At 72.1% G+C, this 13,671-nt stretch carries 15 protein-coding genes; 6 read left to right on the top strand and 9 right to left on the bottom strand.

Annotated features, from left to right (window positions below):
- Positions 1–45 precede the first annotated feature (45 nt).
- From ACWGJ5_RS18645 to ACWGJ5_RS18620, 6 genes are all read right to left on the bottom strand, one after another.
- Positions 46–1,035 carry a malate dehydrogenase gene (locus ACWGJ5_RS18645; RefSeq protein WP_453310752.1) on the bottom strand — a complete coding sequence of 330 codons (990 nt, stop codon included), beginning with the start codon at positions 1,033–1,035 and terminating at the stop codon, positions 46–48.
- A gap of 624 nt (positions 1,036–1,659) precedes the next feature.
- Entirely contained in the window at positions 1,660–3,288 is a 1,629-nt protein-coding gene (locus tag ACWGJ5_RS18640) for a DUF2690 domain-containing protein (protein ID WP_453310751.1), read from the bottom strand.
- 338 nt (positions 3,289–3,626) lie between these two features.
- Positions 3,627–4,295, bottom strand: coding sequence for a response regulator (locus ACWGJ5_RS18635; protein WP_453310750.1), 669 nt, complete (start codon positions 4,293–4,295; stop codon positions 3,627–3,629).
- Between the two features lie 50 nt (positions 4,296–4,345).
- Positions 4,346–5,506: a sensor histidine kinase gene (locus ACWGJ5_RS18630; protein ID WP_453310827.1), complete on the bottom strand. Its 1,161-nt coding sequence runs from the start codon at positions 5,504–5,506 to the stop codon at positions 4,346–4,348.
- Positions 5,507–5,734: 228 nt separating this feature from the next.
- Positions 5,735–6,199: a DUF3017 domain-containing protein gene (locus tag ACWGJ5_RS18625; RefSeq protein WP_453310749.1), complete on the bottom strand. Its 465-nt coding sequence runs from the start codon at positions 6,197–6,199 to the stop codon at positions 5,735–5,737.
- A complete protein-coding gene (locus ACWGJ5_RS18620; protein ID WP_453310748.1) occupies positions 6,189–7,043 on the bottom strand; it encodes a bifunctional methylenetetrahydrofolate dehydrogenase/methenyltetrahydrofolate cyclohydrolase in 855 nt (284 codons plus the stop codon). The genes ACWGJ5_RS18625 and ACWGJ5_RS18620 overlap by 11 nt, the downstream gene beginning before the upstream one ends.
- Positions 7,044–7,304: 261 nt before the next feature.
- On the opposite strand from ACWGJ5_RS18620, the gene ACWGJ5_RS18615 reads away from it, so the two are divergent.
- The 4 genes from ACWGJ5_RS18615 (at position 7,305) to ACWGJ5_RS18600 (ending at position 10,896) form a co-directional block, all read left to right on the top strand.
- Complete coding sequence (locus ACWGJ5_RS18615) at positions 7,305–7,862, top strand: hypothetical protein (RefSeq protein ID WP_453310747.1); 558 nt, start codon at positions 7,305–7,307, stop codon at positions 7,860–7,862.
- 153 nt (positions 7,863–8,015) lie between these two features.
- The gene (locus ACWGJ5_RS18610; protein ID WP_453310746.1) at positions 8,016–8,765 is read left to right on the top strand and encodes an FHA domain-containing protein; all 750 of its coding nucleotides are present in this window, start codon (positions 8,016–8,018) and stop codon (positions 8,763–8,765) included.
- Positions 8,762–10,303: a serine/threonine protein kinase gene (locus ACWGJ5_RS18605; protein WP_453310745.1), complete on the top strand. Its 1,542-nt coding sequence runs from the start codon at positions 8,762–8,764 to the stop codon at positions 10,301–10,303. Before ACWGJ5_RS18610 ends, ACWGJ5_RS18605 begins: the two co-directional genes overlap by 4 nt.
- Before the next feature lie 107 nt (positions 10,304–10,410).
- Positions 10,411–10,896, top strand: coding sequence for a hypothetical protein (locus ACWGJ5_RS18600; RefSeq protein WP_453310744.1), 486 nt, complete (start codon positions 10,411–10,413; stop codon positions 10,894–10,896).
- Positions 10,897–10,907: 11 nt separating this feature from the next.
- Here ACWGJ5_RS18600 and ACWGJ5_RS18595 read toward each other — a convergent pair whose 3' ends face one another.
- Positions 10,908–11,144 carry a DUF397 domain-containing protein gene (locus tag ACWGJ5_RS18595; protein ID WP_453310743.1) on the bottom strand — a complete coding sequence of 79 codons (237 nt, stop codon included), beginning with the start codon at positions 11,142–11,144 and terminating at the stop codon, positions 10,908–10,910.
- Complete coding sequence (locus ACWGJ5_RS18590; RefSeq protein WP_453310742.1) at positions 11,122–11,976, bottom strand: helix-turn-helix domain-containing protein; 855 nt, start codon at positions 11,974–11,976, stop codon at positions 11,122–11,124. Before ACWGJ5_RS18590 ends, ACWGJ5_RS18595 begins: the two co-directional genes overlap by 23 nt.
- A 106-nt stretch (positions 11,977–12,082) precedes the next feature.
- Between ACWGJ5_RS18590 and ACWGJ5_RS18585 the strand changes: the two genes are divergently transcribed.
- Positions 12,083–12,292, top strand: coding sequence for a hypothetical protein (locus ACWGJ5_RS18585; RefSeq protein WP_453310741.1), 210 nt, complete (start codon positions 12,083–12,085; stop codon positions 12,290–12,292).
- On the top strand, positions 12,289–12,657 hold the full coding sequence (locus tag ACWGJ5_RS18580) for an ATP-binding protein (RefSeq protein ID WP_453310740.1): 369 nt from the start codon (positions 12,289–12,291) through the stop codon (positions 12,655–12,657). Before ACWGJ5_RS18585 ends, ACWGJ5_RS18580 begins: the two co-directional genes overlap by 4 nt.
- A gap of 9 nt (positions 12,658–12,666) precedes the next feature.
- Here ACWGJ5_RS18580 and ACWGJ5_RS18575 read toward each other — a convergent pair whose 3' ends face one another.
- Entirely contained in the window at positions 12,667–13,614 is a 948-nt protein-coding gene (locus ACWGJ5_RS18575) for a DUF5937 family protein (RefSeq protein ID WP_453310739.1), read from the bottom strand.
- Positions 13,615–13,671: the final 57 nt, after the last annotated feature.

The raw sequence follows: 13,671 nt of genomic DNA, 5'->3' as shown, positions 1-13,671 counted from the left end.
GGCACCCCAACGGCGGGATGCCGAGCTCTGCCGTATCCCCGGAACTCAGATGAGGCCCAGCGAGCGAACCGCCTCGCGCTCCTCCTCGAGCTCCTTGACGGACGCGTCGATGCGGGCGCGGGAGAACTCGTTGATGTCCAGGCCCTGGACGATCTCGTACTTGCCGTCCTTGGTGGTGACCGGGAACGAGGAGATCAGGCCCTCCGGGACGCCGTAGGAGCCGTCCGACGGGATACCCATGGAGGTCCAGTCGCCCTCGGCGGTGCCGTTGACCCAGGTGTACACGTGGTCGATCGCGGCGTTGGCGGCGGACGCGGCCGACGAGGCACCGCGGGCCTCGATGATCGCGGCGCCGCGCTTGGCGACGGTCGGGATGAAGTCCTCGGCCAGCCACTTCTCGTCGTTCACGACCTCGGCGGCGTTCTTGCCGGCGACCGTGGCGTGGAAGATGTCCGGGTACTGGGTGGCGGAGTGGTTGCCCCAGATGGTCAGGCGCTTGATGTCGGCGACCGTCGAACCCGTCTTCTTCGCGAGCTGCGTGAGCGCGCGGTTGTGGTCCAGGCGGGTCATCGCGGTGAAGCGCTCGGCCGGGACGTCCGGCGCGGCGGCCTGCGCGATGAGCGCGTTGGTGTTGGCCGGGTTGCCGACGACCAGGACCTTGATGTCGTCCGCGGCGTGGTCGTTGATGGCCTTGCCCTGCGGCTTGAAGATGCCGCCGTTGGCCGCGAGGAGGTCGCCGCGCTCCATGCCCTTGGTGCGGGGCCGGGCACCGACCAGCAGGGCTACGTTGGCGCCGTCGAAGGCGACGTTCGGGTCGTCGGTGATGTCGATGCCCTGGAGCAGCGGGAAGGCGCAGTCGTCCAGCTCCATGGCCGTGCCCTCGGCGGCCTTGAGGGCGGGCGTGATCTCCAGGAGGCGCAGCTTGACCGGAACGTCCGCGCCGAGCAGCTGGCCGGAGGCGATGCGGAAGAGCAGGGCGTAACCGATCTGGCCGGCCGCGCCGGTGACGGTGACGTTCACGGGAGTGCGGGTCATGGCGTTCTCCGTATGACAGCTGGCGGTGGGGCGTCCCTGCCCCGGGCGGATGATCGATCTCTTGGCGTCAAGAGATCGATCCAGCGGTCAGGCTATCGCGCATCCGGCATACGAGACGCGCAGGGCCCTGTGGCTCACCCCACAAGTCGGAGGAGTGCCGGACAAAGGGGCGGCCGCCCGTCCAGGAGAGGGGGGAGAGGACGGAGGCGGCCGCCAGGTGGGGGTACCGGATCGCCGGACTCCCGTGGGGGGTATTGGGCCGCGTGCCCAGAATCCGGCCCGCCATGCACCCGGCCCTGGAATTTCATCCTCCCGATTTCCCGCACGCCGTCCACGCGCGCCTTACGCACGGCGTAGGGCGATGTGCCGCCCCCGTCTGCCTTGTTGGAGCCGCCCCGTCGCCCGGATCGCCACGGCTCGAGCACTCTGTCGGGGCCGTGCCGTGCCGTGCCGTGCCGGGCGGAACGGCGGCGCCGGCCGCGTCTGCTTCCGGGGCGCCGTCAGGGCTCGGCGCGACGCACCCGCAGCGAGCGGGGGCGCACCGCAGGGTGCGTTGCCTGCGCCCCGACCGTGCCCTGTCCGTAGCGCCCTGTGCGGTGCGCCTTGCCCGGTGCGCCGTTCGCCCTACTTGGTGCACCCCGTCCGCCCGGACGCCAGCGTCGCGCAGGCCTTGGCCGCTGCCGCGTCCTTCACGGCGACCATCGGGGTGTAGGCGATGGTGTCGCCTACACCGGAGGTCTCGCCGGTCTGCCGGGCCTTCCCGGCGGAGACCTGGACCTTGTCGCCCTGGGCGGCGCCGGTGATACGGCCCCAGGCGGCGCCGCAGGCCTTGCTGTAGCGGACCTCCAGGGTGGTGGTGCCGACGGTGGCGGTCTTGGCGGTGGTCACCAGGTCACCGCTGCACCCCATGGCCTCGGCGTCCTTGCCGTCGCAGGCGGAGCCGGTGCACTTGACCCCGGGCGGCGGGGTCGCGTGCGCGGTGGCACTCGGGGACTGCCGGTTGGCGGCGTTGTCGTGCTTCGCTCCGCCCCGGTTGGTGAAGAAGAAGACGGCTCCGATGACGACGAGCACGCCGACGAGCCCCGCGAGGAACATGATCACCCGCTGCCGGCCGGCGTTCCCCGGGGTTGGGGTGCCCCCAGCGGGCCGGGGCTCCTGTGGCCGGCCGTCGTACGGGGTCGGGGTGGCCTGGGTCCAGCCGGGACCCTCGGGCGAGCCGACCGGCCGTGCACCGCTCGCGCCAGTGGCGCCGGCCCCTGCGGACACCCCGTCACCGGGACGGGCGCTCGCCTTGGACGGCCCCTGATACCCGGCCAGCCCCCAGGAGTTGCCCCCCGAGGTCCCGGCGCGCCCGACTCCGTCCCGACCGGCCTGACCGAGGCCCACCGCATCGTCCGTCCCCGGGCCCGCGCTGTCGGACACCCCCCGGCCCGCGCTGTCGGACACCCCCCGGCCCACGTTGTCGGACACCCCTCGGCCCGCTCCGTCAGCCGTACCCGGGCCCACTCTGTCGACCGGCCCCCGGCCCACGCCGTCGGCGGCACCCAGACCTGCTGCGTCGACCGGCCCCCGGCCCACGCCGTCGGCGGCACCCAGACCTGCTGCGTCGATCGGCCCCGGGCCCACGCCGTCGCCCGAGCCACGCCCGGATCCATCTCCCGGACCACGCCCCGAACCGCCGCCCGGGCCACCACGCGCCGAGCCGCCGCCCGACCCCTGCCCCACGCCACCGCCCGGTCCCCGGAGGGAACCGTCGGTGCGGTCTCGTCCGCGTCCCGGTTCGTCCCGCGCGTCGGCGTCGGGGGCCGTCGGCTGGGTGGGGATCGTCGGGGAGACGCCGGCCACGCCGGCGATGCCCATCGGTGCGCCGGCGCCCTTGCGGCCGGACGGGCCACCGGTCGCCTCGGCCGCCCCGAACTCCCCGAGCGCGGCGCGCGCCTGGGAGATGCGGATCGCCTCCATGGTGCGGTCGTGCCGCATCTCCGCCCGGCTCCAGGCGCGTTCGGCCAGCTCCCACATCGTGGTCAGGTGCACGAGGTTGGTGCCGGTGACCTCGGCGAGCGCGACGATCGCGCCCTTGGGCGCGAGAAGCCGGCCGCCCAGGTAACGCTCCCAGGACGTCTTGCTGTAGCCCGTGCGGTCGGCGAGTGCCGCGACGCTCAGGCCGCTGCGGTCCACCAGCCGCCGCACCTGCTGGGTGAACTCCTTGATCTGCGGGTCCAGATCCTCGGGCAGATCCTTCCAGCGAGGCATCGATTCCCCCCTCTTGCTTCCCCCCGGCATACCCCCGGCGTTTCCCCGTCCTGGCTACCCACAAGGATGCGCCGACTCGGGATCCCAGTTCCCGGAGTGGGGGCGCACGGGAGCACCACGGCCGCCGGTCATGCCCCAACGTATCCCGAACTGTCAAGACATCGACATGGTGAGGACACATGTGGCAGTGCGCGGACACGGTAGCGGAACGGTCACTTCCGTGCCACAGCGCACAGACAGCCGTTGAACAGGCAGTTCCCGTCGGGGAAGGCTGAGTTGCGACGGCGGCCCGCCCCTCATCGGGGGAGGGGGTGGGCCACCGTTGACCGCACACCCGTTCAGCCGCCCGGCGTCACCAGTCCGGTCTCGTACGCCAGCACGACCGCCTGGGCCCGGCTGCCCAGGTCGAGCTTGCTCATCGTGCGGTTGAGGTGGGTCTTGACGGTGGCCTCGCTGATGTAGAGGCGGTCGGCGATCTCCACGTTGGACAGACCGCGGGCGGTGAGCTTGAGAACCTCCGTCTCACGGGAGGTGAGGACGGCGAGGTCGGGCGGGGCCGGCTCGGCCGGGTCCGGGGCCTGCCGACGGGCGAACGCCTCGACCAGGCGCCGGGTGACGCTGGGCGCGAACAGCGCGTCGCCGCCCTCGACCGCGGTGACCGCGGCGAGCAGCCGCTCGGGCCCGGAGTCCTTCAACAGGAACCCGGAGGCCCCGGCGCGCAGGGCCCCGTACACGTACTCGTCGAGGTCGAAGGTGGTCAGCACCAGCACCCGGGGCGGGCGGCCGTCGGCCTCGGCGAGGATCCGCTCGGTGGCCTCGATGCCGCCCACCCCGGGCATCCGGATGTCCATGAGGATCACATCGGGGCGGGTCTCGGCGGCGAGCCGTACGGCCTCCTCGCCGTCCGCGGCCTCGCCCACGACCTCGAAGCCGGGCGCGGCCTCCAGCAGGCCGGCGAGTCCGGCGCGGATGAGGAACTGGTCGTCGACGACGAGCACTCTGGTCATGCCGTACGGTCGTCCCCTCGCCGTGCGCCGTCCCGTTGCCGGCGCCGTCCCTACCGCTCCGCCTCCGGTGCGCCGGTGCCGCCGCGCTCGGCGGCCGAGGTGGGCAGGGTCAGCAGGACCTCGAAGCCGCCCTCGGAGCGTGGGCCCACCGTGATCGTCCCGCCGTAGAGCTTGGCCCGTTCGCGCATGCCGATCAAGCCGTGGCCACCGCCCACCGGCACTCTGGCCGGAATCGTCCCCTGCCCGTCGTCGGTGACGCACACGGTCAGCTCGTGGGCGCCGTACCGGAGTTCCACGCGCGCGTGCGCCGGACCCGCGTGTTTGAGGGCGTTGGTGAGGGCTTCCTGGACGACCCGGTAGGCGCACAGTTCGACGCCGGGCGGCAGCGGGCGCTCGGTGCCCGCCACGGCGAGGTCCACGGGCAGTCCGCCGGCCCGGACCCGGTCGAGGAGTTCGGAGAGCCGGGCCAGCGTGGGCATGGGGGCGCGCTCGGGCGCCTCGGGGTCCGCCTCGCGCAGCACCTGCAGCATGCGGCGCAGCTCCTCCAGGGCCTCGCCGCTGGTGTCCGCGATGGTGCCGAGGGCGCCGCGTGCCCGGCCCGGGTTGGAGTCGAAGACGAACCGGGCGAGGCCCGCCTGCACCGAGATGACGGACATGTGGTGGGCGACCACGTCGTGCAACTCGCGGGCGATGCGCCCCCGTTCCTCGGTGACCGCGCGCCGGGCCCGCTCGGCCTGTTCGGCGCGCAGCCGCCGGGTGAGTTCGGCTGAGCGGCGGGCCAGGTGCCCGAACCAGACCAGCACCGAGCAGTACAGCAGGGCCTGGCCGAGCACGGACGCCATGGACGGGGTGTGGCTGACCACCCCGGCGTACGCCCAGACCCCGGTCATGCAGGCGGCGCAGACCAGGGCGGTGCGCACGGGGCGTACGGAGGCCACGGTGTACAGCGCGAGCATGGAGCCGAAGGTGCACACCACCGGCCAGTAGCCGAGGGTGATGTAGACGATCGCGGCGGCCTGCACGACGGCGAAGGCGGCGAGGGGCCATCGGCCGCGCAGGGCGACCGGCAGATGGGCGAGGGCGACCAGGACATAGGCGCGGGCGTCGAGTTCCGGCCAGCCCTGCGACCGCGACTCCTGCCCGAGCAGGACGGCGACCACGGCCATGGCGACCGCGATCAGCGTGTCCACGACGAGCGGGCGGGGGGTCATCGGTCGCATCGCCGCAGGGTAACGCCGGGCGCCGGAGACGGGAGTCAACCCTGCGCGGTACCGCGGAAGTTGCAGGAACCGGCGGCCTACCGCCCAGGGAGGTACGGCAGTTCGGCCCGCCGGTGGAGGCGGGGTCCGGGCGGGCAGCCGTACGCTCGCAGGGACGGGGGATGCGCCGGTGGCCCGCGTCCCAGGGGGAGGCGCGGGCCACCGGCGGCACGGACTCGGCTACTTGTTGCTGCTGAGCGTGACGTGCAGGAGGTCCTTCAGGAACGGGATCTGCAGCCGCGGATCCGGCTGGGCCATCAACGCCAGCAGGATGATCGCGAGGCCGAGGACGCCGTAGGTGGCGATGTCCGTGAAACGGGAGCGCACGGCGAGCATGCCGACGCTCGGAAGTATCCAGCGCATGACCGCGCCGGCCAGCAGGGCCGCACCGATCAGCAGGGTGCCGGCGCGGAACGCGTCGAGGGAGGTCAGCAGCAGGCCGAACGCGACCCCGCCGAGCACCACGAGCAGGGGCCACTGCCGCGCCGGGGCCGGGGCGTCACCGGGCGCGGCCCGGCCGCCGCCCTCGGGCCGCGCGGTGTCCCTGGTGATCCTCGGGAAGCGGCGGGTGACCCGCTTCGGACGCTCCTCGGCGCTGTGCGTACCGCGGGTGACCGCCCCCGCGCGGGCGTCCTCAGCCGGCACTGCGCTCCGCCGCCTCGACCACGTTGACCAGCAGCTGCGCCCGGGTCATCGGGCCCACGCCACCGGGGTTCGGGGAGATCCAGCCGGCCACCTCGGTGACGTCCGGGTGGACGTCACCCATGATCTTGCCCTCGGCGTTGCGGGAGACACCGACGTCCAGGACGGCGACGCCCGGCTTGACGTCCTCGGCGCGGATCAGGTGCGGGGAGCCCGCCGCGGCGATGATGATGTCGGCCCGCTTGAGGTGGGCGGAAAGATCGCGGGTGCCGGTGTGGCACTGGGTCACGGTGGCGTTCTCGCTGCGACGGGTGAGCAGCAGCGGCATCGGCCGGCCGATCGTGACACCGCGGCCGACGACCACGACCTCGGCGCCCTTGATCTCCACGCCGTGCGCGCGCAGCAGGGTGAGGATGCCGTTGGGGGTGCAGGGCAGCGGGGCCGGCTCGTTCAGGACCAGCCGGCCGAGGTTCATCGGATGGAGCCCGTCGGCGTCCTTGGCCGGATCCATCAGTTCCAGGATGCGGTTCTCGTCGATGCCCTTGGGCAGCGGCAGCTGGACGATGTAGCCGGTGCAGGCCGGGTCCTCGTTCAGCTCGCGAACGACCGCCTCGATCTCCTCCTGGGTGGCGGTGGCCGGCAGCTCGCGCTGGATGGAGGCGATGCCGACCTGCGCGCAGTCGCGGTGCTTGCCGGCGACGTACTTCTGGCTGCCGGGGTCGTCCCCGACCAGGATCGTGCCGAGGCCGGGCGTGAGGCCCCTCTCCTTCAGCGCCGCCACGCGGGCGGTCAGATCGGACTTGATCGCGGCTGCGGTGGCCTTGCCATCGAGAATCTGGGCGGTCATACCCCCATCCTCGCGGATGACCCGCCCCCGGTTCCAATCCGGGTGGCCGGGCGCGGTACCGCAATGTCGGGGGATGATCGACGATGTTGCACTTGCACAACACCTGCGTCATCTGGCTGGACAAGTCAGTAACCGGTCAAGAACGATGAGAAGCACAGTGCAGCGGGCAGCTCATCGGGGGGACGACCGCATCTGTAGAAACTCTCCTCCGTGCAGTGCCGCGCCTCGTCCCCGCACTCGACCAACGGAGGAAACACCGCCATGAGCTTCGGTGACCCGAACAATCCCTACGGCCCGCCGCAGGGCCAGCAGCCCGGCTACGGCTACCCGTCCCAGCCGCAGCAGCAGCCCGGCTACGGCTACCCGGCCGCCCCTCCGGTCCAGCAGCCGTACGGCGTCGGCGCCCCGATGACCGCCATGCCGGGCAACGTCAGCGCGGCCCGCGTGCTGCTGTGGGTGATCGTCGGTCTGCAGGTGATCGGCGTGGTGATCTTCGCCTTCGCCGGCGTGGCCCTCAACAAGGCCAACAACGACAGCTCCGTCCCGTCGACCCTCCGGGACTACCCGGTCGGCGTGATGTGGGCCTTCGCGGCGCTCGCCCTCGCGTGGCTGGTGTGGGCGGCCGTCCTGGCGTCGAAGTTCACCACCGGTGGCAACAGCCTGCGCGTCACGGCCCTGGTCTTCGGCATCATCACCGCGGTGCTCGCCCTCTACCCGTTCACGCTGCTCGGCATCATCCACCTGGTGCTCGGCATCCTGATCGCCTGCTTCGTGGGCGGCTCCAACGGCAAGGCCTGGTTCAACCGCGCGCGTTACTGAACACGCCCGCGCAACGGAACAGTTCGCGCCATTTCAACGCAGAGGGCCGTGTCTCACCCGTCCAGGGGGAGGCACGGCCCTGGTGTCTCCCCCTAGGCTGGCCGACGGAGCCGTTCCCGGCCGAGGTGGCCGTCAGGCACGGGGAGACGCACCTTGTACAGCATCATCGTCGTACCTCCGCCGACCCCGGAGGACCGACAGCACAGCACCCAGATCCGGCTCGCCCCGGGTGAGCGCCTCAGCTTCGGACGGGCGTCCGGCAACGGTCTGTCGATCCCGCACGACGGGGTCTCCCGCCGGGCCGGCGAACTCAGCGCCCAGGGCGCGTTCTGGATACTGAGCAACCTGTCCGCGCGGCAGACCTACGTCGTGGAGAACCCGGAGGGCGCCGGCGAGCACATCAAGGTCGGCCCGGGCCGGCTCGACGCGCCCGTCCCGTTCGAGTTCTCCAGGATCGTGCTGCCCGCCGCCGGCGACCTGCTGACGATCGAGGTGTGGGCGCCGCGCCACGACTATCTGCGGGAGGGGGCCGGACCGGACGGCGACACCACCGCGCCCGCCTTCTCCGTCGACCGCACCAAGCGTTACTTCGCCGTCCTGGCCGCCCTGTGCGAACCGCGGCTGCGCGGCGACCCGCACGCCCCGCTGCCCACGGTCGACCAGGTCGTCGACCGGCTGCGCCCCGCCTGGCCGGCCGCCTCGCGCACCTCCGTGCAGTGGAACATCGACTACCTGGCGGTGAAGCTGCGGCTCAAGCCCGGCCCGGAGACCGCGGACACCGGTCCGCGCCTCAACGGCAAGAAGGAGTCCCTGGTGTCCCTGGCGCTCCGCTTCGACCTCGTACGGGAGGACGACCTGGTCGTCCTGTCCGCCGCCGCCGACGCCGGCCGTACGGCCCGGTGACCGAGCCGTACGCCGTGCCGGTGCCGCGGGGTTACCGGGTCGGCGCCTGGGAGGTGCGCGAACCGATCGCGACGGGCGCCTTCGGCAGCGTGTACACGGGCCGGCGCACCGGCGACCGCGAGGAGCTGCCCGGCACCGCCGCGCTGAAGTTCCTGCCCACCGGCACCGGCACCCCGCGCCAACTGACCCATCTGCGCGAGCTCATCGAGCGCGAGATCGACCTGCACCGGCGGCTCAGGAGGCCGCGGCTGATCCGGATGTACGAGTCGCTCGTCGTCGACGACCCGGACCGCCCCGAACTCGACGGCGCCACCGTCCTCGTCCTGGAGCGGGCCGAGGGCTCCCTGTCCGCCCTGCTCGCCGCCGCGCCGCGCCCGGACGCAGGGCCCGCCCTGCTCGCCCAGATCTGCGAGGGGCTGGCGCAACTGCACCGGGCGGGCTGGGTGCACGGGGACCTGAAACCGGCCAACGTGCTGCTGATGGCGGACGGTTCGGCGCGGCTCGCCGACTTCAACATGGCCGCAGAGCTGGAGGGCACCCACGCCTACACCCCGGCCTTCTCCACCCCGGACTACACCCCGCCCGAGCTGCTGTGGGCGGAGATCGGCGAACGCGGCCGGCGGATCCGCCCGTCCGCCGACGTCTGGGCCTTCGGCGTGCTCGCCCATCTCGTCCTCACCGACTCCTTCCCGCTGTCCGGCGCCACTCCGACGGCTCGCCGCGACGCGGCCGCCGCCTATGCGCGCGGCACCGACGAACTGCGCCTGTCACCCCAACTCCCGGACGCCTGGCGGGAGATCGTGCGGGACTGCCTGGCCCGCACGCACGAGGCACGCATCGGCACCGAGGCGCTGCTGCGCCGCGTCGAGGCGGCCGCCGGCACGGGCCGCTCGCCGCGCCTGCCCCGCCGGCTGTTCCCGCGCCGCGGACGCCGGCGCACGGCCGTCGCGGGCGCCGCCGCCGCGACCGTCGCCGTCGCGGCCCTCGGCTACGGCATCAGCACCTGGGCGGGCAACGGCGGCGACACCACGGGCGACCAGGCCCTGGCCGCCTACGGCGCCTCCGAACTCCGTACGGACCAGGGCGTCCCGGTGCAGTACCGCAAGCTCATCGTCGACTCCGCGCACGCCTGCCCAGAGCGCGACGTGACGCCCGCGCTCATGGCGGCGATGCTCAAGGCCGAGAGCAACTTCGACCCGAACCTCTCCGACCCGGCCAAGCACGAGTTCGGCATCGCCCGCTGGACCCCCTCCGTCCTGCGCTGGTACATGCGCGACGACGGCATTCCCGCGTCGGCCACGCCGACCCCGCCCCTCACCCCCTCCGTCTCCATCCCGGCCATGGGCCGCTACCTCTGCTTCATGGCGCCCCTTCTGAAGACCGGCCTGCCCGGCGACAGGCGGGTGCTGCTGTCCGCCGCATACCGGACGTCGTACAAGAAGGTGAACGACACGAACGGAGTTCCCCCGAAGTACCGCGACTACTGCGCCCGTGTCGCCCACTACCTCAAGGAGTACGCGCCCCCGGGCAGGAAGTGACCCTCAGACGTCCGAGGTACCGGCGAAGGGATACGGCTGCGACGGTGGGACCACTCCGCCAGGGCGTCACGGACGTCACGGGGGAGCGACCGACACCGTTCGTTCACATGGGGGAACACGTGAACATCGCCAAGCCCGCCGCGCTGCTCGTCGCGGCCACCGCCCTGCTCGCCGGCTCCACGGTCGCGGCCACCGCCGCCGTCACGCCGGACGGCACCCGGGTCACCAGCGTCCAGCAGGTGGCCGACCAGGTGCTCGCGGGTCACCCGAAGCCGCTTTCGGCCTCCGCCGACAAGGTGCGGTACGACGGCCTGACCCTCACCAAGGCCCCGCGGGGCAAGACTGCCGCCAAGGACCTGGACTGCGCCTACGGCCACCTGTGCATGGTCGTCAAGGGCACCAAGTTCGACTTCTACAAGTGCCAGACCTGGACCGTGAACAACTGGACCGGGGACGGCCCGTTCACCAACAACCAGACGCCGGGCACGGTCGCCAGGTTCTTCAACCAGGACGGCAGCGTCCGCTGGACCTCCACGGCGTACGAGGCCGGCACGGCCACCTGGGACCCGATCTGGTCCCTGCGCCCCTGCTGAACGCCTGACGGCTAGCAGGACCGACGGTCTCCGGCTCCCTCGGGGGAGGGCCGGAGGCCGTCGATGAAGCATGTCCAGGCGGGGGCCGGAAAGAGGAGGACGGGGCCGTGGGGGGTCTTGGAGTCGCGGACGGGGACGGCGCCGGGGATGGTGTCGGCCACTTCGACGCAGTCGCCGCCGCCCTCGTTGCTGTAGCTGCTCTTGCGCCAAGTAACGAACGTCAGGTCAATCCCCTTGCTGCGCTTCATTTCTGTAGGTCCTTGCCACGTCGTCCATCAAGGCCAGGGACGCCTCGGGTGACAACGCGACGGCCCTGAGCAAATCGTATCTACGACGGTACTGCTGAACGTGGGCCGGATAGTCGACAATGTGTCCGGTCCAATCGCCCTCCGTGTACACGAGCGGCGGGGCGTCGGCGAAGGTCATGATCTTGGCCATGCCATGACCGAGCGGGTGCCAGGGGGTCGTTTCCGGAACGATCTGGAGAATGCTCTGCGTGGACCGCATAACGTCGAGGATGTACTCCACCTGCTCGGCCATCACGGCCGGAGGAAGCGGCGTTCTCCGAATGACTGACTCGCTCAGGATCCCCCAGTAACTGGGCCGGTCCTTGCGTTGCCACAACTCGGCACGCTTCAACCGTGCGCGGACACGCTCCTCGACCACTTCCGGTGACACCTCTGGGTCCCCGTACGGAATGCGACCCCGGTGATACGCCCCGGTCTGCAGAAGTCCCGGGACCGCATTGGGCGCCCACTCCTCAAGCGTCTGCGCCTGCCTCTCCATGTCGGGGACGTCCGCGTAGTACCACGCGTGCCCCACCTGCCGCGCCTTGGCGACGTCTTCACACCGCCGCTCGAAAAACCCGTCCGTGCCGAGCTTCTGGTCCACATGGCGGGCCAGATCCACCGGCATCCCCCGTTCCCCGCGCTCGATCTGGCTGAGGAACGAGAGCCCCCGAAAGCTGCCCTCCACCAACTGCTCAAGCGTCAGCCCGGCCTGCTCCCGCCTGTAGCGCAACTCGGCGCCATAGAAGCAGGGAACGCTCATCGAAGCGTCGGGATCCTTCTTGGGAGGCACAACCCACCACCGCCGTTTACCAGTTACCGTGCGCAACCGAAACGTCTTTCACGGTAGAGCAGCCGACGCCATTCTGTGAGCGAATCGTCACAGAAAGGCATACGCCATGCTCCCCCGCCCCCACCCCGACACGGAATCCAGCGTCGTACAACTCCGCGATGCCCTGAAAGCCAACGGCATCACCCTGCCGTCCCTGGGTGTCGACCTGGTGACCTTTGCGAGCGGGTACGCCGCGCCGCTCGTCTACCTCGGGAACTGCGACGCGGCGACTGCGTGCGCGCTGGCCGAGGCCCTCAACAAGGCCGCCCACCGGTGAACCCACTGATCCTGGACCTGCTCGCGCAACCCAAGGCCGTACCGGAGGCCCGTCGTGCCGTACGCGAGCACCTGAACGACACCCCGTGCCCCGAACTCCAGCTCTGCGTCAGCGAGTTGCTGACCAACGTGATCAACCACGTCGGCGAGGGCACCCCGGTCACCGTACGGCTGACGCGCGTGACCGGCGGCCGTACCCGACTGGAGGTCAGCGACCCCGACGCCCAAGCCTGGCTCGTACGACGCCGCCCCGGCGCCCAGGAGGAGTCCGGCCGGGGCCTGTTACTGGTCGACGCGGTGGCCGAGCGCTGGGGCGTGGAACACCGCCCCGGCGGCAAAACCGTGTGGTGCGAGTGCACCGTATGAGCCCCGCGCTCAGCGTTGGGCCACGAGCGCCTCGGCCGTTTCCGTCCGGGCGTACAGGATGCTGCGGCCGAGCCGGGTGGTGCGGAGCAGGCCCGCGTCACGGAGTGCCGTCAGGTGCTGCGACGCACCGCCGACCGTCAGCCCGGCGAGGGCGGCGAGCTGGGTGGTGGTCGCGGGTTCGTGGAGCAGGGTGAGCAGGCGCGCCTTGGGGCGGCCGACCACTCGGGTGAGCGCTTCCGAGGGAGCGGCCGGGCGTGACTCCCAGATGGTCGCGGTCCCACGCGCCGGGTAGCGCAGGAGCGGCTGCCAGGGAGGGGTGGCGAGCAGCCACACGCCGGGCCGGGCGAACGCGGACGGGCCGAGGACCAGGCCCCGTCCGCCCAGTTCGAAGGTGCCGGTGCGGTTGCTGCGCAGCCGCACCCCGAGCCTGCCGTCCTCCCAGCTCAGGCCCGGGTCCAGGTCGGCGAAGAGCCGACGGCTGCCGCCGGTGGACAGCAGCTGGGCCCGGTGCCGTACGTCGGCTTCGAGGACCGCGCGGATGCGCGGCCAGTACGGTGCCACCGCCAGTTCCCAGTACGCCTCGATGGTCGTCACGACCCGGTCGACGGCCGCGGCGGGGTCCGGGTAGCGGGGCAGGCCCAGGGTGTCGAGGTCGGCGTGGATCCGTTCCACCGGGTGCGCGCGGAGCGCCGCGAGCTCGAGCCGGATGTCCGGGGCCGAGGTCAGCGGGGCCGGTGCGACGAACGCGGCGATCTTCGGGGTGAGGAGCTCGGCGACCGGCCGCAGGTCCAGCCGCGCCCGCGCCAGCCGGGGGCGTACGGCCGCGAGCCACGGGCCGTGCAGGGTGTGGCCGTCGGGCAGGGTCAGGACACGCAGGCTCGCGATCGTCTCCCACAGCGGCGAGATCGCCAGACGGGTCAGCGCAAGGTCCTCGGTGGTGAACTCCAGCTCAAGCACCTGCCGAGTTTAGGTATTTCTGAACTCATGGCGGACGGTGCGGTCCGCCCGCCAGCC

The organism is Streptomyces sp. NPDC054783, from assembly GCF_053611725.1.
The sequence above is the reverse complement of the archived record's forward strand: the minus strand, read 5'-3'. Positions and strand labels throughout refer to the sequence as shown.